Source organism: Lysobacter sp. ESA13C (genome assembly GCF_019970005.1).
In the GTDB taxonomy this organism is placed as follows: Bacteria; Pseudomonadota; Gammaproteobacteria; order Xanthomonadales; family Xanthomonadaceae; genus Lysobacter; species Lysobacter antibioticus_B.
Map to the genome: position 1 here is coordinate 152348 of NZ_JAHXYK010000014.1, position 20281 is coordinate 172628.

Sequence of the window (20281 nt, forward strand, 5' to 3'; positions counted from 1 at the left end):
CCCATCAGGGCTGCGCCGGACATTCGCCGCGCGTACGATGCCGGCATGACGACCACTGCATCCGCTGCGCCAAATAACGATGCCCGGGTATTCCTCGGCACGCGACGGGTCGATGCGCTCTCGCCGTACGACCGCGGACATGCCTATGGCGACGGCCTGTTCGAAACCCTGCTGGCGCATCGCGGCGAACTGCCGTGGTGGGACGCGCATTGGGCGCGGCTGGCGCGCGGTGCGCAGCGTTTGCGGCTGCCCTTGCCCGATCCGGCGCAGGTCCGTTCGGAAGCCGCGCAACTGCTCGAAGGCCTGGACGCGGTGCTCAAGCTGATCCTGACCCGCGGCGAAGGCGGCCGCGGTTACGCGCCATCGGCGCAGGCCGAGCCGGTCTGGACGATCTCGCGCCATCCGCTGCCGCCCGCGCCGCCGACCGGCGGTTTGACCCTGCGCTGGTGCGATCTGCAACTGTCCGAACAGCCGGCCCTGGCCGGCCTGAAGCACTGCAACCGGCTCGAACAGGTGCTGGCACGCGCCGAATGGGACGATCCGGCGATCGACGAAGGCCTGCTGCGCGATGCCTCCGGCGCGGTGGTCTGCGCTACCGCCGCCAATCTCTTCGTGTTGCAGGGCGATGCCTGGCTGACCCCGCCGGTGGATCGCAGCGGGGTCGCCGGCGTGTGCCGGCAGGCGCTGATGGAACTGGCCGAGGTTCGGGTGCAACGCCTGAACGCCGATGACGTGCTGGGCGCCGACGCGGTTTTCCTGTGCAACGCCGCGCGCGGTATCCTGCCCGTGGCGCGGCTCGGCGAGCGGCATTGGGCGCCGCATCCGGCCGTGGCCGGGCTGCGGCACCGGCTCGGCGCGACGCATCCCGCCTTCGTTCCGTCCCAGGGCTGAGCCGCCGCACCCGCGGCCGCGCGGTCGTGGCGGCGCGCGGCGGGTCGGATCGAACAACGGAGGTTTCGTGGCTGAAAAGAAACGCAAGCGCGGCTGCGGTTGCCTGATCGTGATCCTGCTGCTGTTGGCCTCCCTGGCCGCGGCCGGCGCCTGGCTGTGGCAGCGCTACGACGGCTTCGCCGCCTCGCCGATGAGCGGGCTGGAGAAAGGCGAAAGCCTGGTCGTCGAACGCGGCGATTCCTTGCCCGCGGTGGTGCGCAAGCTGCGCCAGGCCGGTGTCGTCGAGGGCCAGCAACTCGAATGGCGTTTGCTGGCCAAGCAGCTCGGCGCGGCCGGGCGCCTGCAGGTCGGCGAATACGCGCTGGAGCCTGGCACCACGCCGCGCGATCTGTTGATCGCGATGCGCGACGGCAAGGTCATCAGCCATCGTTTCACCATCGTCGAAGGTTGGAACATGCGCGACGTGCGCGCCGCGCTGGCGCGTGCCGCCTTGCTCAAGCAGGACGCCGCGCAACTCGACGATGCCGCCCTGATGAAAGCGATCGGCCACCCCGGCCAGCATCCGGAAGGGCGCTTCCTGCCCGAGACCTACCTCTACACCGGCGGCGACAGCGATCTCGACGTGCTCAAGCGCGCCTACGAGGCGATGGACCGCGCCGTCGCCGCAGCCTGGAAGGGCCGCGACAAGGACAGCGTGCTGAAGACGCCGGCCGAGCTGCTGATCATGGCCTCGATCGTCGAGAAGGAAACCGGGATCGCCTCGGAACGGCCGCAGATCGCCGGGCTGTTCGAGCGCCGGCTCAAGCTCGGCATGAAACTGGAGACCGACCCGACCGTGATCTACGGCATCGGCCCGAGCTACGACGGCAACATCCGCAAGCGCGATCTGCTGACCGACACGCCCTACAACACCTATACCCGCGCCGGTCTGCCGCCGACCCCGATCGCGATGCCGGGCGTCGGCGCGCTCAAGGCCAGCGCGAACCCGGCGCCGGGCAATGCGCTGTTCTTCGTCGCGTCCGGCGACGGCAGCGGCGGCAGCCTGTTCGCGGCGACCTACGCCGAGCACCAGGCCAACGTGCGTCTGTACCTGCAGCGTTATCGCCAGCAACGCCGCAGCGACCAGCCCGAGGAAGGCAAGGCCGTGCTCGAGGAAGCGCGCCAGGAAGAGGCCGGGCAGGCGACGCCGCCGGCCCCGGGGAGCGCGCGATGAGCCTGCCCACGCACGCGCGTTTCGTCACCCTCGAGGGCGGCGAGGGCGCCGGCAAGTCGACCGTGCTCGCGGCCCTGCGCGGCGCCTTCGAGGCCGCCGGCATCGAGGCGGTATACACGCGCGAACCCGGCGGCACCCCGCTGGCCGAACAGATCCGCGGGCTGATGCTCGATACCCATCACGAACCCGCGGCGCCGGCGACCGAGTTGTTGCTCGCCTTCGCCGCGCGCGCCCAGCATGTCGCGACCGCGATCCTGCCGGCGCTCGAACGCGGCGCCTGGGTGGTCAGCGATCGCTTCACCGATGCCAGCTATGCCTACCAGGGCGCCGGACGCGGGCTCGACCCGGCGTTCATCGCCGAGCTGGAGCGGCGCGTGGTCGGCATTCGTCCGGCCCTGACTCTGCTGCTCGACGTGCCGGTCGAGATCGGTCTGCAGCGCGTACGCGGACGCGGCGCGGCCGACCGCATCGAGAGCGAGCGCAACGATTTCTTCGAGCGCGTGCGCCAGGCCTATCGCGAGCGCGCCGCCGCCGAGCCGGAGCGCTTCGGCTTGATCGACGCCAGCCAGCCCGCCGACACGGTCGCCGCACAGGCGGTGGAGCGTCTGCGCCGCACCATCGCGGCGGCGCCGGCGTTCGAGGCGGCACGATGAGCGTCGCCACCTTCGCCCCCTGGCAGCGCCGCATCTACGACCAGGCCAAGGCCTCGATCGACGCCGGGCGCCTGGGGCATGGACTGTTGTTTTGCGGCCCGGCCCAACTCGGCAAGCGCGCCGTCGCCGAACGCCTCGCGCACGGCTTGCTGTGCCGCGAACGCGATGCCGACGGCGAGCCCTGCGGCACCTGCCGCAGTTGCCTGTTGCTGGCGGCCGGCACTCATCCCGACTACCAGTTCGTCAGCTTCATCCCGAACAAGGAAGGCACCCGGCTGCGCACCGAGATCGTCATCGAGCAGATCCGCAATCTGTCCGAGCGCCTCGCGCTGACCCCGCAGTACGGCGGCGCCCAGATCATCCTGCTCGACCCCGCCGACGCCATCAACACCGCTGCCTGCAACGCCTTGCTGAAGACCTTGGAAGAGCCGGTGCCGGGGCGTTATCTGTGGCTGGTCAGTTCGCATCCGGCGCGTTTGCCGGCGACCATCCGCAGTCGCTGCCAGCGCCTGGAGTTCCGCCTGCCGCCGCAGGACGAATCGTTGGCCTGGTTGAAGGCGCAGGGGCACGGCGAGGCGGCCGCACGCGAAGCCTTCGATGCCGCGCGCGGCCATCCCGGCCTGGCCCATGAGTGGCTGACCGGCGACGGGCTCAAGTTGCGCCGCGAAGTCGCCGCCGATCTGGCCAAGCTCGGCCGCGGCGAGACCTCGGCGCAGGAAGTCGCGCAACGCTGGGTCGGCGACGAACAGGCGGTGTTGCGTCTGCGACACGCGTCCGACATCGCGCTTGCCGAGGCCGCCAACGGCTTGACCGACCCCGCCCGCGCGCGCAGTCTTGCGGCTTGGTTCGATCGCGCCAACCGCACCCGCGACCTGTTGCGGACCACGGTCCGCGCCGATCTGGCCGTGATCGAATTGTTGATGGCGTGGCGCAACGACGAAGCCCGTCGCGCCGCAGGAGGAAGCAAGGCATGAATGCAACGGCAGGCGCAGCGCGACAGGGCATCCTGTCGTTGACGATCAAGGACAAGGCGGCGCTGTACAGCGCCTACATGCCGTTCCTGAAGTTCGGCGGCATCTTCGTCGCCACGCCCAAGCGTTATTTCCTCGGCGACGAAGTGTTCCTGTTGTTGACCCTGCCCGAATCCAGCGAACGCATGCCGGTCGCCGGCAAAGTGGTGTGGGTGACCCCGACCGGCGCCCAGGGCCATCGCGCCGCCGGCATCGGCATCCAGTTCGCCGAGACCGCCGAGGGCGATGCGGTCAAGGGCAAGATCGAGGCATTGTTGGCGGGTACGCTCAATTCGGAGCGGCCGACGCATACGATGTAATCGGGGCGATCGTTTTGCATCAGCTTGATGAGTAGCGAGTGCTCGGACTCCACCCCCTGTAGGAGCGGCGTGAGCCGCGACTGCGGGACGCGCCGAGTCCGCAACGCTTTGGTGATCGATCGAAGGAGGGCGCCGTCGCAGGGGTAGGAGCGGCGCGAGCCGCGACCGCGGCGCATCAATCTCGCATCAATGCCGGCCGTGGCCCGTCAGGGTAGGAGTGGCGCAAGCCGGGACCAAGGGGCGCGCGGAGTCCGCAACGCCTTAGTGGTCGATCGAAGGAGTGCACCGTCGCCGGGTAGGAGCGGCGCGAGCCGCGACCGCGCTGCGATGGGCTTGTGACGCATCGGTCAAGCAAGCTCAAGATCAGGATCAAACGCTAAGAGCTTCCGCCACTAAAGCGGCGGGTTACTTTCTTTTGTCATAAGCAACAAAAGAAAGGTAACCAAAGAAAAATGCTTCTCTTTGAATCACAGGCCCGCACGCGCGCCGCAGACGCGGGGATTTTTCATACGGGACATCCCTGTCCCGATGAAAAACGGCCCGCATCCCTGCGGGCCGCCCTCCGGGTCTTCGTTTGCCTTCGCTAGCGCCAAGCTGCGCACAGCCACAGCAAAATCTTGGCAACGGCAACGGCAACGGCAACGGCGGGACGCAGAAACGAAGAAGCCGCGCGGTGCGCGGCTTCTTCGTTTCTAGGATCGCTTGCGCTTACTTGCGCAACAGCGGCGAATCCCAACCGGGGCGGGGCGCGAAACGGTCGCCGTAGCGGGCCTGCAATTGCTTGAGGCGCGCGAGCACGGCGTCGGGGCCGTTTTCGCGAACGTACTGGATCGGGCCGCCGCGGAACGGGGCGAAGCCGGTGCCGAAGATGACGCCGGCGTCGAGCAGGTCGCCGTCGCTGACCACGCCGTCGTGCAGGCAGGCCACGGCTTCGTTGATCAAGGGCAGGATCAGGCGGTCTTCGAGATCGTTCGGCGCTTTGTAGTCTTTCGACAGCTCCGGCTTCTGGGCGCGGCCGTTCTCCCACTTGTACAGGCCCTGGCCGTCCTTCTTGCCGCGCTTGCCCGGCTCGACGTTGCTCAGGGCCGGCGGCACGCTCAGGCCGAGGAAGGGCGCGAGTTCGGCGCCGACGCCGGCGGCGACGTCCAGGCCGACGGTGTCGATCAGTTCGATCGGGCCCATCGGCATGCCGAACTTGACCGCGGCCTTGTCGATCGTCGGGCCCGGGATACCTTCGGCGAAGGCGGTGCCGGCTTCGAGCATGTACGGGAACAGCACGCGGTTGACCAGGAAGCCGGGCGTGCCGGCGACCGGCACCGGCAGTTTGTCGATGGCCTTGCAGAACGCGGCCAGGCGTTGTTCGGTCCCCGGCGCCATGCGGTCGTGGCGGATGATCTCCACCAACGGCATCAAGGCGACCGGGTTGAAGTAGTGCAGGCCGCCGAACTGGGCCGGGCGGCGGATGTGTTCGCGCAGTTCGTCGAGCGGAATCGACGAGGTGTTGGTGGTCAGCAGCGCATCGGGTTTCATGCGCGGTTCGACCTGGTCGTACAACTCGCGCTTGGCTTCGGGCTTCTCGATGATCGCCTCGATCACGAGGTCGGCGAGGTCGGCGCCTTCCCCGCCCAGGTCGCCCTTGAGGCGCGCGGCCACGGCCGGGCGCTTGGCCTCGTCCTTGACCTTCTTGGCGAACAGCTCCTGGGCGCGTTCGAGCGCGCCGTCGATGAAGCGTTGTTCGCGATCGGACAGCGTGACCTCGAAGCCCTTGTAGGCCGACCACGCCGCGATGTCGCCGCCCATCACGCCGGCGCCGACCACGTGCACGTGCTTGATGCCGTGCTCCTTGCCGCCCTGGCCCTTGAGCCGTTCCTGCAGGAAGAACACGCGGATCAGGTTGCGCGCGGTCGGGGTGGAGGACAGCTTGACCACGGACTTGCGTTCGGCGGCGAGCTTGGCCTGTACGCCGCCGCCGGTCCGCTCCCAGGTCGAGATCAGGGCGTAGGGCGCCGGGTAGTGCTCCTTGCGCGCTTTGCGGGCGACCTGCTTGACCAGCATCGGCGCGAGGATCTTGCGCGCCGGCCAGGTGTTGCTGGCCCAGCCCATGAAGCGTTGTTTGAACGGACGTTCGGCGCCGCGCAGGGCGATGCCGGCGGCGGTGTCGACCAGCACCGCGGGCTCGGCGATCTTATCGACCAGGCCGATCGCGCGCGCGGCCGAGGCCGACAGGGTGCGGCCGGTCAGCATCATGTCGAACGCGGCCGGTGCGCCGACCAGCGGCGGCAGGCGCACGCTGCCGCCCCAGCCCGGGTAGATGCCGAGCTTCACTTCGGGCAGGCCGATGCGGGTCGAGGCGTCGCTGCTGGCGACGCGGTAACGGCAAGCCAGGGCGATCTCGGTGCCGCCGCCCATGCAGAAGCCGTGGATGGCCGCGACCGTAGGGCAGGGCAGTTCCGCCAGGCGCTGGAACACCTGCTGGCCGCGACGGATGGCGTCGCCGACCGTGCCTTTCTCGTCGAAGCTCTGGAATTCCTTGATGTCGGCACCGGCGACGAAGCCGCTGCTCTTGGCCGAGCGCAGCACCAGGCCCTTGGGTGGGTCCAGGGCGAGGCGCTCCAGCAGGCCGTCGAGTTCGATCAGCACTTCCTGGGCGAAGGTGTTGACCGGCGATCCTTCGCGGTCGAACGAGAGCACCAGTACGCCGTCCTCGCGCAATTCGGTGTGCCAATGGCGGGCGCGGAGCCCGTCAAAAGCGGGGAGTCCGTCGAGGGCTGCAGTCATGCCGCACCATCCGTTCAGGTATGGGAAGCCGCTATCATCCCGATCTTGTTTCACTGCCGTCAAATCGCCCGTGTCGACAGGCCCCCGGGCCCTCATGTGACACTTGGCGGTTGCGGGCGACCGCCGGCGGCCCCATTAATGCCGCGATTGAACTTTTCCCCCGACAGGGTTGTCCCATTGTTCGGCTATTGCCGAGCTGACAGGAGTGCCGGCGCGGCATGGCCGAGAATGAGTTGGACCAGGAGCTGGTCAGGCGTGTCCAGCGTGGCGACAGCGCAGCGTTCGATGCCTTGGTGCGCAAGTACCAGCATCGGATCACCGCGCTGATCGGGCGCTACATCCCCGACTGGAGCGAATGCCAGGACGTGGCCCAGGAAACCTTCATCCGCGCTTACCGCGCGATGGCGAATTTCCGCGGCGACGCCCAGTTCTATACGTGGTTGCACCGGATCGCCGTGAATACCGCCAAAAACTATCTGGTTGCCCAGAACCGCAGGCCGCCCACCGACGACATCGACGCCGGCGACGCCGAGCAGTTCGATACGGGCATCCGCCTGCGCGACACCGATACCCCGGAGCACGAGCTGCTGCGCCAGGAGATCGAGCGCACGGTAATGCGGGTGGTGGATTCGTTGCCGGAAGAATTGCGGGCCGCCATCACCTTGCGCGAGGTGGACGGTCTGAGCTACGAGGAAATCGCGCAGAAGATGGCTTGCCCGATCGGCACCGTGCGTTCGCGGATTTTCCGCGCCCGCGAGGCCATCGACACCGAGCTTCGGCCTTTGCTGGACAATCAAGACACCCGGGAGCGCGCCCACTGATGACGTCTACTACTCTCCATGGCGATGATCGCGAGAACCTGAGCGCGCTGTTCGACGGCGAGCTCGATGGCGACGCCGCGCGCTTCGCGCTGAAGCGGCTCGGTCACGATGTGCAGTGGCGCGACACCTGCGGCCGCTGGCAGCTGTGCGGCGACGTGCTGCGCGGCAAGGTCAGCGGCGCTGCCGGGCACGATTTCGCCGGGCGCGTGGCCGCGGCGGTCGCCGCCGAAGCGGCGATGCTGCGTTCACAGGAAGCCTCGCTGGCGGGCAAGGCCGAGGTCGGTATCACCCCGCGTCGGGCTGGCGGCTCGCGTCGCGGCTGGATCGGCGGCGCCCTGGCGGCTTCGGTCGCAGTGGCGGCCTTGTTCGTGGCGCGTCCGTTCTCCGACGATTCGACCGGCGTTGCGGCCGACCCGGCCCAGGTCGCGGCGCAGAGCGCTCCGGCCAGCCAGGCACCGACGCCCGTTCCGGCACCGGCCGAGCAGGCACTGGCAGCCCTGGCTGCGGCGCCGGTCCGGTCCGACCCCGCCCAGCCCGAGGCCGCGCTGACCTCCGGCGACGCCTCGGCGCTGGCCGGTGCGGTCGCGGTGGCCGAAATCCCGCGCCGTCTGGCCGAACGCCGTTCGCGCGGCCAAAGCCAGCGTGCCGCCCTGCGCGCCTCCGAGCGTGCGGCCGAGGCACCGGTGCAAGTCGTCGCGGTCGCCAGCGCCTCCCCGCTGCCGGCCGATGCCGTCCACGCCAACCCGTTCCGGCCGCAGCCGAGCGAATCGCCCGCGGCGCGCCCGTGGCCGCGCGCGGTCCTGCCCAATTATTCTGGCGGCAGCAGCTATACCGCCGGTTACGGCAGCGTCGGCAACGGCGGCAGCGCCTCGCAATCGTTCTACCCCTTCGAGCCCGCAACCCAGGCCGAAGAGGCCAGGGCACGGTCGCAAGCCACGCAACGGCCGCAGCCGCAGCCCTGATCCCTCCTTGCCTGCCGCGGCCGCCGGCCGGGCAGTCCCCCTTCGTCGAATGCGCGGCTCCGCCGCGCCAGGCGACCTGTTGTCTTTTTTCCGGAAAATCCACGTCGTTTCGAGGCCGCTCCCCATGATCCGTCCCCTGATGAACAGCCTTCCGAAGAGCACCGCAGCCGGCAGCCGCCCGCTGCATTCCCTGGCCCTGGTCGGCGCGATCATCGCCGCGCTGCCGGTGGCCTGCACGGCGCAGGCGCCGACCACCCCGATCGCGCCGCCGCCGTCGGCGACACCCGCGGCTCCCCTGGTCGCCGGTCTGCCCGATTTCACCAATCTGGTGCAGCGGGTCGGCCCGGCGGTGGTCAACATCAGTGCCGAGGTCACCCCCAAGCGGGTGGCGCGTAATAACGGCATGCCGGACGAGGAGCAGATTCCCGAGTTCTTCCGCCGCTTCTTCGGCCCGGAAGGCATGCCGGGCATGCCCGGGCCGGGCCAGCAGGGCCCGCGCCAGCCGCGCGGCGGCGGTCGTTCGATCGGCAGCGGCTTCCTGATTTCGCAGGACGGCTATGTGCTGACCAACCATCACGTCGTCGACGGCGCCGACACGGTCACGGTCAAGCTGACCGACCGTCGCGAGCTCAAGGCCAAGGTGATCGGCAGCGATGAGCAGTCCGACGTGGCCTTGCTCAAGATCGACGCCAAGGGCCTGCCGTTCCTGCGCGCCGCCGGCGCCGGCCAGACCAAGGCCGGGCAGTGGGTGGTCGCGATCGGTTCGCCGTTCGGCCTGGACCATTCGGTTACCGCCGGCATCGTCAGCGCGGTCGGGCGCAGCAACCCCTATGCCGACCAGCGCTACGTGCCCTTCATCCAGACCGACGTCGCGATCAACCAGGGCAACTCGGGCGGCCCGCTGCTCAACACCAGCGGCGAAGTGGTCGGCATCAATTCGCAGATCTTCTCGAACTCCGGCGGCTACATGGGCGTGAGCTTCGCGATCCCGATCGACGTGGCGATGAATTCGGCCGAGCAGCTGCGTGCGACCGGCAAGGTCAGCCGCGGCCAGCTGGGCGTGGTCGTGCAGGTGCTCACCAACGAAGGCGCCAAGGGATTCGGTCTGCCCGACAGTAACGGCGCCCTGGTGTCGCAGGTGTTGCCGGGCGGCCCGGCCGACAAGGCCGGTATCCAGCCCGGCGACGTGATCCGTTCGGTCAATGGCACCCAGATCCGCGAGTCCAGCGACCTGCCGCCCTTGATCGGCAATCTTGCCCCGGGCTCGCGCGCCAAGCTGGGGGTGTTCCGCGACGGCAAGAATGTCGAACTCAATGTCGCCGTCAGCGAGCTCGATGCCGATGCCTCTGCCGGCCTCAGCGGCGACAAGCCGGCCCGACCGGGCGACTCGGCCGCCCCGCGCAGCAACGGCAACCCGCTCGGCCTGGTCACCCAGGAGGTCGATGCGGCGACCCGCCAGCGTCTCGGCATCAAGGCCGGCGAGGGCGTAGTGATCCGCGATCCGGGCGACGCCGCCGGCGAAGCCGGGGTGCGTCCTGGCGATGTCGTCCTCTCGGTCGGCCGAGTCCAGGTCGGCAGCGCCGCGGCCCTGGATCGCGCTCTGGCCGGCACCAAGCCGGGCCAGACGGTAATGCTGCTGATTCGCCGCGGCGCCGCGACCCAGTTCATTGCGGTCCAGGTCAGCGAGGAAAAATAAGCCTCGGCCCGCGTTCCAGCCCGAGGTGCCTGCCGGCGTCGCCGGGCTGTAACCGTGCCGGGCCAGCCGATGAGCGCCCGCCTGTCTACGGCGGACTCCGCATTGGTTTGGGCCGGCTGCACGGTCCCGGTGTGCCTCCGGCGGGCTTTCTGAGCGGCGTCCGCCGGGGCAGCGCGGGAACTGCCGTCAGTGCCGGGGCCTATGCGATAATCTCCCGTTAATTTTCCTGGAACCGGCGAGCTCCGCGTCGCCCCGCATGCAACACATCAGAAACTTCTCGATCATCGCCCACGTCGACCATGGCAAGTCGACGCTCGCCGACCGCATCATCCAGCTGTGCGGAGGTCTCGAAGCGCGCGAGATGGAAGCGCAGGTGCTCGATTCCAATCCGATCGAGCGCGAACGCGGCATCACCATCAAGGCCCAGTCCGTGTCCTTGCCCTACAAGGCCAAGGACGGGCAGGTCTACCAGCTCAATTTCATCGACACCCCCGGGCACGTCGACTTCAGCTATGAGGTCAGCCGTTCGCTGGCCGCCTGCGAAGGCGCCCTGCTGGTCGTCGACGCGGCCCAGGGCGTGGAAGCGCAGTCGGTGGCCAACTGCTACACCGCGGTGGAGCAGGGCCTGGAAGTCGTGCCGGTGCTCAACAAGATCGACCTGCCGACCGCCGATATCGAGCGCGCCAAGGCCGAAATCGAAGCGGTGATCGGCATCGACGCCGAGGACGCGGTCGCGATCAGCGCCAAGACCGGCCTCAACGTCGACCTGGTGCTGGAGGCGATCGTCAAGCGCATCCCGCCGCCGAAGCCGCGCGATACCGACAAGTTGCAGGCGTTGATCATCGACTCGTGGTTCGACAACTACCTCGGCGTGGTCTCGCTGGTGCGGGTCATGCAGGGCGAGATCGTCCCGGGCAGCAAGATCCTGGTCATGTCGACCGGCCGCACCCACCTGGTCGACAAGGTCGGCGTGTTCACGCCCAAGCGCAAAGACCTGGCCAAGCTCGGCGCCGGCGAAGTGGGCTGGATCAACGCCAGCATCAAGGACGTCCACGGCGCGCCGGTCGGCGACACCCTGACCCTGGCCAGCGACCCCGCGCCCAAGCCGCTGCCGGGCTTCCAGGAAATGCAGCCGCGCGTGTTCGCCGGCCTGTTCCCGGTCGATGCCGAGGACTATCCGGCGTTGCGCGAAGCCCTGGAAAAGCTGCGCCTCAACGACGCCGCCCTGCGTTTCGAGCCGGAAAGCTCCGAGGCCATGGGCTTCGGCTTCCGCTGCGGCTTCCTCGGCATGCTGCACATGGAGATCGTGCAGGAGCGCCTGGAGCGCGAATACGATCTCAACCTGATCAGTACCGCGCCGACGGTGATCTACGAAGTGCTCAAGACCGACGGCACCGTGATCCCGATGGACAACCCGGCCAAGCTGCCGCAGTTGAACCTGGTGCAGGAAATCCGCGAGCCGGTGATCCGCGCCAACATCCTCACGCCGCCCGATTACATCGGCAACGTGATCAAGCTGTGCGAGGAAAAGCGCGGCGTGCAGATCGGCATCACCTACATGGCCAGCCAGGTGCAGATCAGCTACGAGCTGCCGATGGCCGAAGTGGTGCTGGACTTCTTCGACAAGCTCAAGTCGGTCTCGCGCGGCTATGCCTCGCTGGACTATCACTTCCTGCGTTTCCAGGATGGCCCGTTCGTGCGCGTGGACACGTTGATCAACGGCGACAAGGTCGATGCGCTGTCGATCATCGTCCACCGCAGCCATGCCGACCGGCGCGGCCGCGACTTGTGCGAGAAGATGAAGGAGCTGATCCCGCGGCAGATGTTCGACGTCGCGATCCAGGCCGCGATCGGCTCGCAGATCATCGCCCGCAGCACGGTCAAGGCCATGCGCAAGAACGTTTTGGCCAAATGTTATGGTGGCGACATCAGCCGCAAGAAGAAGCTCCTCGAAAAGCAGAAAGAGGGCAAGAAGCGGATGAAGCAGGTCGGTCGGGTGGAGATTCCGCAGGAAGCCTTCCTCGCGGTGCTCTCCACCGGCGACAAGTAAGCGAACGGCGGAAATAGGGATGGGAGGTTGAGGAACCGCGGCTGCGCCCGATCCGGCGCAAGGCGGTTGCGATGATCGCCCAGGAGTTTCCGTAACATCATCGGACGGCGAGGGTAGGCAGGGGGTGGGGCAGGCGCAACGCAATCGAGCCGTCATGGCCGGTCGCGCACGACGTTCGGCCCGCTGGCTGCGTTTCTCGGCTCCGGCTCACAACACCGCAAGGAAACGGCAATGCGTTGGTTCGAAATCGCACTGGTGTCGCTGACGATATTCACCGGCGTCGTCTGGCTGCTCGACAAGCTGGTCCTGGCCAAGCGCCGCGCCGCGCGCGAGGGCCTGCTCGACGACGGCAAGGAGCCTATCGTCGTCGACTATTCGAAGGCGTTCTTCCCGGTGCTGTTCGTGGTGCTGATCCTGCGCAGCTTCATCGCCGAGCCGTTCCGGATCCCCTCGAACTCGATGATGCCGACCCTGTTGACCGGCGACTTCATCCTGGTCAACAAGTTCACCTACGGCCTGCGCCTGCCGATCACCAATCGCAAGATCCTGGCGATGGGCGAGCCGGCGCGCGGCGACGTGGTCGTGTTCCGCCCGCCGCACCATCCCGAGCAGGACTGGATCAAGCGCGTCATCGGCCTGCCGGGCGACAAGATCAGCTACCGCGACGGCCGCCTGACCGTGAACGGCGAGCCGATCCTCTACGCCCCGATCGGGACCTACCAGGGCCGCGGCAACGGCACCGAGATGACCGGCGCCCAGGAGCTGCGCGAGCAGGTCGGCAACCACGTCCATCGCATCCTGCTGCGCGCCGAGTCGCCGCTGCTGGACCAGGGCGAGGGCGAGTGGGTCGTGCCGCAGGGCGAGTATTTTGTGATGGGCGACAATCGCGACAATAGCGAGGACAGCCGATACTGGGGCTTCCTGCCGGAACAGAACCTGCGCGGCAAGGCGTTCCTGATCTGGATGAACTTCGATGGGGGCGTGGATTTCTCGCGCATCGGCAGCAGCATTCCGTAACGGCGCTACGCCGTTGCGGATGGGGACGAGGTTTGCGAGTGCATCGGGCACGCGCTAACCCGGCACATTGATCAATTGGGGATCGAAGGTATGAAGCGTAACCAGAGCGGCATCACCCTGATCGGGTTCATTCTCCTGCTGGCCGTGGTCGGCGTATTCGCTTACATGGGCATGAAGCTGGTGCCGATGTACTCGGAGTTCTATTCGGTCAAGCGTTCGTTGGCGGACCTGGCGAAGGAGCCGGGTGCCGGGAAGATGGACAGCGCCAAGGCCCGTAGTCTGTTCTTCCGCCGCATGGACATGAGTTATGTCGAGAGCGTGAAGCCGGCCGACTTCAAGATCGTGCGCAACGACCAGGGCATGGAAATCACCGTGGACTACGAAGTGCGCCGTCCGCTGATCGCCAATCTCGACGTCGTCGGTCACTTCAATGCGGTGCAGCAGTTGCGCACGAAAGACGGTGACTGATTCGTTCACGCATCGTTTCGCGAACCCGGGATTGCTGGAGCAGGCCCTGACGCATCGAAGCGCCGGGGCCCCGCATAACGAGCGTCTAGAGTTCCTCGGCGATGCATTGGTAAACCTGATGGTGGCGGAAGCGCTGTACCAGCGCTGGCCGCAGGCCGACGAGGGGGCGCTGACCCGAGCCCGCGCCGAGTTGGTGCGCGAGTCGGCGCTGGCGCCGATCGCGCGCACGCTCGAACTCGGCGCGAAACTGACCCTCGGCCCCGGCGAAATGAAGTCCGGCGGACACCGCCGCGACTCGATCCTCGCCGATGCCCTCGAAGCAGTGGTCGCGGCGATCTACCTGGATGCAGGCTTCGAGGCCTGCCGCACCCAGGTCCTGCCCTGGTTCGCCGCGGCGATGGAAGCCCTGCCGCCGCCGCACAAGGTCGGTAAGGACGCCAAGACCCGCCTGCAGGAATGGCTGCAGGGGCGGCAGAAGCCGCTGCCGGTGTACACCCTGATCGCCGAAAGCGGCGAAGACCACGCCAAGACCTTCCAGGTCAGCTGTGTATTGACCCAGCCGCCGCTCAGCGCGGTGGGCGAAGCCGGCTCGCGCCGCGCCGCCGAGCAGATCGCCGCCGAGGACGTGCTGCGCCAACTCAAGGCGGATTGAGGGCTTGAGGCGGGAATCAGGAATGGGGAATCGGGAATCGTAGAAGCCGGAGCTGTCGGCTTCGGGGCGACCGCTACCGCTTGCGATGCAATGCTCGCCGATTCCCGATTCCCGATTCCCGATTCCCAAGCTTTCCGGCCCGATTTGCTGTTCCCGCCGCCCAGGCGGACAATTCCCCCATGACTTCCTCTTCGCATCGCGCCGGCCACGTCGCCGTCATCGGCCGTCCCAACGTCGGCAAATCCACCCTCGTCAACGCCCTGGTCGGGGCCAAGGTCAGCATCGTCTCGCCGCGCCCGCAGACCACGCGCCATCGCCTGCTCGGCATCGCCACCTTTCCCGAAGGCCAGCTGCTGCTGGTCGACACCCCCGGTATCCACCGCGAACAAAAGCGGGCGATGAACCGGATGATGAACCGCGCCGCCCGCGGCGCCCTCGAAGGCGTCGATGCGGCCCTGCTGGTCGTGCGCGCCGGGCAGTGGGACGACGAGGACACCCTCGCGTTCGACGCCCTGCGCGGCGCCGGCCTGCCGGTGGTGCTGGTCGTCAACCAGGTCGACCGCATCACCGACAAGACCGTGCTGCTGCCGTATCTGGCGAAAGTCAGCGAAGGCCGCGATTTCGCCAGCGTGCATCCGATCTCCGCGCTTAAGGGCAAGGGTCTGGACGCCCTGGTCAAGACGGTGCTGTCGCTGCTGCCCGAGCAGGAAGCGCTGTACGGCGAAGACGAGATCACCGACAAGAGCCAGCGCTTTCTCGCCGGCGAAATGGTCCGCGAACAGCTCATGCGCCAGCTCGGCGAAGAGCTGCCGTACGCGACCACGGTCGAGATCGAGCGTTTCGTCGTCGACGGCGAATTGCTGCGCATCGGCGCGGTGATCTGGGTCGAACGCGAAGGCCAGAAAGCGATCGTGATCGGCAAGGCCGGTTCGCGCCTGCGCGAGATCGGCGCCAAGTCGCGCGTGCAGATGGAGCGCCTGTTCGGTTCCAAGGTGTTCCTGGAAACCTGGGTGCGCGTGCGCGAAGGCTGGTCCGACAACGAAGCAGCCTTGCGCCAGTTGGGATACGAATAAGGGACGGGAATCGGGAATGGGGAATCGGGATTCGTAAGGGCGGGATTTCTGTTGCTCGATTTACGCTGCTTGATCAGTCCCGAAGTTTGCGGGCGTCCGCTTTTGCTTTCTGCTCCAATTCCGATTCCCGACTCCCCATTTTCGATTCCCGAATCGTATGCACCTCGTCGCCGAATCCGCCTATGTGCTGCACACGCGCCCCTGGCGCGAGACCAGCCTGTTGGTCGAGGTACTCAGCGAGCATCACGGGCGCATCGGTCTGGTCGCACGCGGGGTGCAGGGACCGAAACGGCAGGTGCTGCGCGCGGCCTTGCAGCCGTTCCAGCACATCCGCCTGGATGCCTTGGCGCGCGGCGAACTGGCCCGGCTGATCTCGGCCGAAGCCCTCGACGCGGCCCCGCGCTTCGACGGCGAAGTCGCGCTGGCCGGTTTCTACATCAACGAACTGCTGCTGCGCCTGCTGCAGCGCAACGACCCGTTCCCGGAGCTGTACGAGCTGTACGGCCGCACCCGCGCGCGTCTGCAGGACGAGGGACTGGCCTGGACCTTGCGCTGTTTCGAGCGCGATCTGCTCGATGCGCTCGGCTCGGGCTTCGATTGGAGCGTCGACGCCGAGGGCGTCGCGATCGACCCCGCCGCGCGCTATCGCCTCGACCCCGAGCAGGGGCCGCGGCGCATGCTCAGCGATCGCGGCCACGGCGAGCGCAGCGCAGCGGCGACTGGACGGGCCTTGCTCGCGCTCGCTGACGACAGCGCGCCGGAGGCGGCCGATCTGCCGGGCCTGCGTCAGGCCATGCGTTCGGTGCTCGCGCACCATCTGGGGCCACGCGGCTTGAAGTCCTGGGAGTTGTTGGCCGATCTGGCGCGGGTGGCGCCGAAGCGCGAGATCCGGCGCGACGACGACGGCAGCTGAGCGTATCGGTTTGGCCGGAACAGGCGGCTGCGCATATGCAGTGGCTCGCCCCATCTGCCGCTGGAACCAGCCGCAAACCCGAAGCGAAGGATTCAGCCCAGCATCGGCTGGGCGATGGTGTCCTGCGCGGCCTGATCGAAACGCGTCAGCAGCAAGGACGAATCCGGTCGCGCCTGCAGCTCCTGCACTGCCTGCGCCAGGCGTGCGGCGCCGACGAAGCCGCAGCTCGCACGCAGCTTGTGCAGCTCGCCGCGCAAGGCGTCGAGGTTGCCCAGTTCGGCTGCGCTGGAGATCGAGCGCCGTGCGTTCGGCAGTTCCTGGGTGAACAGCTCGCGCAGGGTCGCGATATGGGCGCGATTGCCGTTGAGTGCGCGCGCGGCGACCTCGTCGTCCCAGATCGGCGCATCGGCGTCGTCGATCGACGACAGCGCGATCGCGACATCGTGCTCGGGCAGGCCGAGCAAGCGACGGACCGCGGCGCGCACCGCGGACGCGGGCAATGGTTTGACCAGCACTTCGGCGAAGCCCGAGGCGATCAGCCGGTCGCGGACTTCGGTTTCGCCGGTTGCGGTATGAGCGACCGCGAGCGTGCTCGGATGACGCTCGCGCAGACGCTTGAGCAGATCGATGCCGCTGCCGTCGGGCAGGTGGGCATCGAACAGCCAGAGTTGGTAGTCCTCGGCATTGCCGAGCGCCATCGCCGCGGCAAGGCTGTCGACGCCGTCGACTTCGGCCGGCACGGCCTCGACCGCGGCGGTCAGGAAGGCGCGGCTGGTCGGGTCGTCCTCGACCAGCAAGATGCGTGGGACTTGGGATGTCTTCATTGCCGGTTCGCTTCCGCCCGCTATCCTGCTTCCATGCTGCGGACCATGTTACGCCTCCTGATCGGTTTGTCGCTGCCCGCTTGCTGGGCGGTGTCGGCCGATGTTGGGGCGGCGACACTGAACGCCAGGATCGCGCGGGTCGGCACCGCCGTGGCCACGCTCGAAGACGTGCGGGTGCGCTTGTCCTGGCCGGCGCAAGCCCGACAGGGCGAGCTGCAATTGCAGGCCGGGCGGGTCGTGGCGCCGGACCTGGGCTACCGCTTCCGCGATGTGGTCTGGCGATGTCCGCTGCAGCGCGACGGCCATGGCGGTTGGCGCTGCGACGGCGAGCTGCGCGGCGGCACGGGCAAACCCCTGCGGTTGGCGCTGGACCTCGGTGTCGCCACGACCGATGCGCGCTTGAGGCAGGGCGCGAGCTTGCTGTCGCTGCACCGCGACGCGGCGGCGCCCGACCTGACCCGGATCGATCTCGCCCGCGTGCCGCTGATCTGGGCCCAGGCCCTGGTGGCCCAGGCCTGGCCGGATGGGCGGATCAAGGGCGGCCGCCTCGACGGTCGTCTCGACATCGACGCGCCGGCGCGGCAACCGCTGCGCATCGCCGGTCCTCTGCAATTGAGCGGTGGGGCGCTGGATACGCCGGACGGCTCGATCGCCGCCGAGAATCTCGGCGCGCGACTGCGGATCGACAGTGAACTCGACAGCCGCGACCGCGTCCTCGTCGACGGTCATCTGGAAGGCGGCGAGCTGCTGTTCGGCAATGCCTATGTTTCTTTGCAGCGCCGGCCGGTCGCGCTGCACATCGAAGCGACGCAACAAGCCGGGGAGGGCTGGCGCCTGCCGCGTTTGTCGTGGCGCGACGACGGCATCCTCGCGCTCGACGGCAGCGCCGCGCTGACACCGGACGCGGGGCTGGCCGAACTCGATCTGAACCTGCGCAGCGCCGACCTCGCGCCGCTGCGCGACGGTTATCTGTCCGGTTTCCTCGGTCTTGCCGGCCTGGCCAAACTCGAACTGAGCGGTGCGGCGCAGGTGCGCTTGCGCATGAGCGGCGAGGAGTTGCGGATGGCCGAAGCGACCCTGATCGACGCGTCGATGAACGATGCCCAGGGGCGATTCCGTTTCGACGGCCTCGACGGCACGGTCAGTTACTCCGCCGACGCCGCGGTCGACAGCGAATTGGGTTGGCGCAGCGGCGAGCTGTACGGGCTGGATTTCGGCGCGGTGCGGTTGCCGTTTTCCAGCGGCGACGGCGAGTTGCGCCTGAACCGAGCGGTGTCGTTGCCGATGCTCGGCGGCCGCGCCGGTTTCGACGGCCTGCGCCTGCGCCCGCCGTCCGGCGGCAAGGGCCTGGACGTGCGTTTCGGCCTCACCCTGGACCGGCTCGATGTCGCCCAACTGTCCAAGGCCCTGGATTGGCCCGCGTTCACCGGCGAGCTGAGCGGTCGCCTGCCCGAAGCGCACTATGCCGACGACCGGCTCGAACTCGCCGGCGGCCTGACCATGCAATTGTTCGGCGGCACCGTCGCGGTGTCCTCCTTGGCGATGGAACGCCCGTTCGGCGTCGCGCCGACCTTGAGTTCCGACCTTGCCCTGGAGAACCTCGACCTGGAATCGCTGACGGGCGTATTCGGTTTCGGCAGCATCACCGGCCGGCTCCACGGGCGCATCGACCACCTGCGTCTGGTCGACTGGCAGCCGGTGGCGTTCGACGCCGAGTTGCATACGCGCAAGGCCCGCGGTGTGCGCCAGCGCATCAGCCAGCGCGCGGTCCAGGACCTGTCCAGCGTCGGCGATTCGTCATTCGTCGGCAGCCTGCAGGACCGCCTGATCGGGTTCTTCGACGACTTCGGCTATGCCCGGATCGGCATTTCCTGCCGCCTCGCCGACGAGGTCTGCAACATGGGCGGCCTGGGGCCGGCCAAGAATCAGGGCTTCACCATCGTCCAGGGGGCGGGCGTGCCGCACCTGGACGTGGTCGGCTACAACCGCCGGGTCGACTGGCCGACCCTGCTCGAACGCCTGGAGGCGGTGAGCAAGGGCGAGGTCAAACCCGTCGTTCAGTGAAGCCATGCCAGCCTTGTCCTATCACGGCGTCGTGCTTCAATAGGCGCCAATCGTTCAGCCCGCGCCGGATGCGCGGGACGCCGCGCAGGACGCGCATAACCGAAAGGACCCGCTCATGCGCCGTTGGATGGGAATACCGGTCGCCGCCGTGATGTTGACGGCTTGCGTCACGATCAACGTTTACTTCCCGGCCGCCGAGGCCAAGGAAGCCGCCAAGGAATTCGTCGAGAAGGTGATCGGCGAGATGCCGGCCGAACCCAAGGCCGAGCCCGGCAAGCCCGGCGGCAGCGCTTCGCTCGAGCGTCCGGCCTTGCAACTGGACCGGCTGGCCGGCCGGGTCGATTGGTGGTCGCTGGTCGGCATCGGCAGCGCCCAGGCGCAGTCGCCGGATATCTCGATCAAGACCCCGGCGATCCAGGCGATCCAGTCGCGCATGGCCTCGCGTTTCGACGGCCAGTTGCGCGCGCATTTCGACTCCGGCGCGCTGGGCTTCACCAACAGCGGCACCGTCAGCGTGCGCGACGCCTCCAAGATCCCGCTCGCCGAGCGCGTCGCCGTCAATCAGGCGGTGGCCGACCAGGGCCGCGATTCGGCCGCGGTGTATCGCGAAATCGCCGTCGCCAACGGCCACCCGGAATGGGAAGCGCAGATCCGCCAGGTGTTCGCCCGTCAGTGGATCGACAGCGCCAAAGGCGGCTGGTGGTACCAGGACGCCGGCGGCGGCTGGAAGCAGAAGTAGCTTTAAAGGCCGGGATTCGGGAATAGGGATTCGGGATTCGGTTTAGAGCAAAAGGCCCGCCGTCAGGCGGGCTTTTTGCTTTCTCGGGGAAGGGGTCTTGCTCTCGACGAATCCCGAATCCCGGCTCCCCAATCCCG

The 20281-nt window shown here is 68.0% G+C and carries 18 protein-coding genes; 16 read left to right on the forward strand and 2 right to left on the reverse strand.

The window, feature by feature from the left end:
- Window positions 1-45: 45 nt before the first annotated feature.
- The 5 genes from pabC (at window position 46) to LC490_RS22545 (ending at window position 4087) form a co-directional block, all read left to right on the forward strand.
- A complete protein-coding gene (gene pabC / locus LC490_RS22525; RefSeq protein WP_223621686.1) occupies window positions 46-891 on the forward strand; it encodes an aminodeoxychorismate lyase in 846 nt (281 codons plus the stop codon).
- A 67-nt stretch (window positions 892-958) separates the two neighbouring features.
- Window positions 959-2104 carry an endolytic transglycosylase MltG gene (gene mltG / locus LC490_RS22530; protein WP_223621687.1) on the forward strand — a complete coding sequence of 382 codons (1146 nt, stop codon included), beginning with the start codon at window positions 959-961 and terminating at the stop codon, window positions 2102-2104.
- Window positions 2101-2757, forward strand: a complete 657-nt coding sequence (gene tmk / locus LC490_RS22535) for a dTMP kinase (protein WP_031373656.1) — start codon at window positions 2101-2103, stop codon at window positions 2755-2757. Before mltG ends, tmk begins: the two co-directional genes overlap by 4 nt.
- The gene (locus LC490_RS22540; protein WP_223621688.1) at window positions 2754-3731 is read left to right on the forward strand and encodes a DNA polymerase III subunit delta'; all 978 of its coding nucleotides are present in this window, start codon (window positions 2754-2756) and stop codon (window positions 3729-3731) included. The genes tmk and LC490_RS22540 overlap by 4 nt, the downstream gene beginning before the upstream one ends.
- Window positions 3728-4087, forward strand: coding sequence for a PilZ domain-containing protein (locus LC490_RS22545; protein ID WP_031373658.1), 360 nt, complete (start codon window positions 3728-3730; stop codon window positions 4085-4087). Before LC490_RS22540 ends, LC490_RS22545 begins: the two co-directional genes overlap by 4 nt.
- Window positions 4088-4795: 708 nt before the next feature.
- Here the strand turns inward: LC490_RS22545 and LC490_RS22550 are convergent.
- The gene (locus tag LC490_RS22550) at window positions 4796-6865 is read right to left on the reverse strand and encodes a 3-hydroxyacyl-CoA dehydrogenase NAD-binding domain-containing protein (RefSeq protein ID WP_223621689.1); all 2070 of its coding nucleotides are present in this window, start codon (window positions 6863-6865) and stop codon (window positions 4796-4798) included.
- 218 nt (window positions 6866-7083) lie between these two features.
- Between LC490_RS22550 and rpoE the strand changes: the two genes are divergently transcribed.
- The 9 genes from rpoE to recO all read left to right on the forward strand — a co-directional run bounded on the left by rpoE (window position 7084) and on the right by recO (window position 16517).
- Window positions 7084-7686: an RNA polymerase sigma factor RpoE gene (gene rpoE / locus LC490_RS22555; protein WP_031373660.1), complete on the forward strand. Its 603-nt coding sequence runs from the start codon at window positions 7084-7086 to the stop codon at window positions 7684-7686.
- Window positions 7686-8648 (forward strand): sigma-E factor negative regulatory protein, encoded by a 963-nt coding sequence (locus LC490_RS22560; protein WP_223621690.1) that lies wholly within the window; start codon window positions 7686-7688, stop codon window positions 8646-8648. The genes rpoE and LC490_RS22560 overlap by 1 nt, the downstream gene beginning before the upstream one ends.
- Before the next feature lie 124 nt (window positions 8649-8772).
- Entirely contained in the window at window positions 8773-10344 is a 1572-nt protein-coding gene (locus tag LC490_RS22565) for a Do family serine endopeptidase (protein WP_223621691.1), read from the forward strand.
- Window positions 10345-10600: 256 nt separating this feature from the next.
- Window positions 10601-12394 (forward strand): translation elongation factor 4, encoded by a 1794-nt coding sequence (gene lepA / locus LC490_RS22570; protein ID WP_031373663.1) that lies wholly within the window; start codon window positions 10601-10603, stop codon window positions 12392-12394.
- Window positions 12395-12625: 231 nt separating this feature from the next.
- Window positions 12626-13411 (forward strand): signal peptidase I, encoded by a 786-nt coding sequence (gene lepB / locus LC490_RS22575; RefSeq protein WP_031373664.1) that lies wholly within the window; start codon window positions 12626-12628, stop codon window positions 13409-13411.
- Window positions 13412-13501: 90 nt separating this feature from the next.
- Window positions 13502-13879 carry a DUF4845 domain-containing protein gene (locus tag LC490_RS22580; protein WP_223621692.1) on the forward strand — a complete coding sequence of 126 codons (378 nt, stop codon included), beginning with the start codon at window positions 13502-13504 and terminating at the stop codon, window positions 13877-13879.
- A complete protein-coding gene (rnc, locus tag LC490_RS22585) occupies window positions 13872-14531 on the forward strand; it encodes a ribonuclease III (RefSeq protein ID WP_031373666.1) in 660 nt (219 codons plus the stop codon). Before LC490_RS22580 ends, rnc begins: the two co-directional genes overlap by 8 nt.
- 179 nt (window positions 14532-14710) lie before the next feature.
- The gene (gene era / locus LC490_RS22590) at window positions 14711-15604 is read left to right on the forward strand and encodes a GTPase Era (RefSeq protein ID WP_031373667.1); all 894 of its coding nucleotides are present in this window, start codon (window positions 14711-14713) and stop codon (window positions 15602-15604) included.
- Between the two features lie 157 nt (window positions 15605-15761).
- Entirely contained in the window at window positions 15762-16517 is a 756-nt protein-coding gene (gene recO / locus LC490_RS22595; protein WP_036149542.1) for a DNA repair protein RecO, read from the forward strand.
- 92 nt (window positions 16518-16609) lie between these two features.
- Here the strand turns inward: recO and LC490_RS22600 are convergent, their stop codons facing one another.
- Window positions 16610-17341: a response regulator gene (locus tag LC490_RS22600; protein WP_036149544.1), complete on the reverse strand. Its 732-nt coding sequence runs from the start codon at window positions 17339-17341 to the stop codon at window positions 16610-16612.
- A 45-nt stretch (window positions 17342-17386) separates the two neighbouring features.
- On the opposite strand from LC490_RS22600, the gene LC490_RS22605 reads away from it, so the two are divergent.
- Together LC490_RS22605 and LC490_RS22610 are read left to right on the forward strand one after the other, a co-directional pair.
- On the forward strand, window positions 17387-19405 hold the full coding sequence (locus LC490_RS22605; protein WP_223621693.1) for a hypothetical protein: 2019 nt from the start codon (window positions 17387-17389) through the stop codon (window positions 19403-19405).
- 115 nt (window positions 19406-19520) lie between these two features.
- Complete coding sequence (locus LC490_RS22610) at window positions 19521-20144, forward strand: YdbL family protein (protein ID WP_031373671.1); 624 nt, start codon at window positions 19521-19523, stop codon at window positions 20142-20144.
- Window positions 20145-20281: the final 137 nt, after the last annotated feature.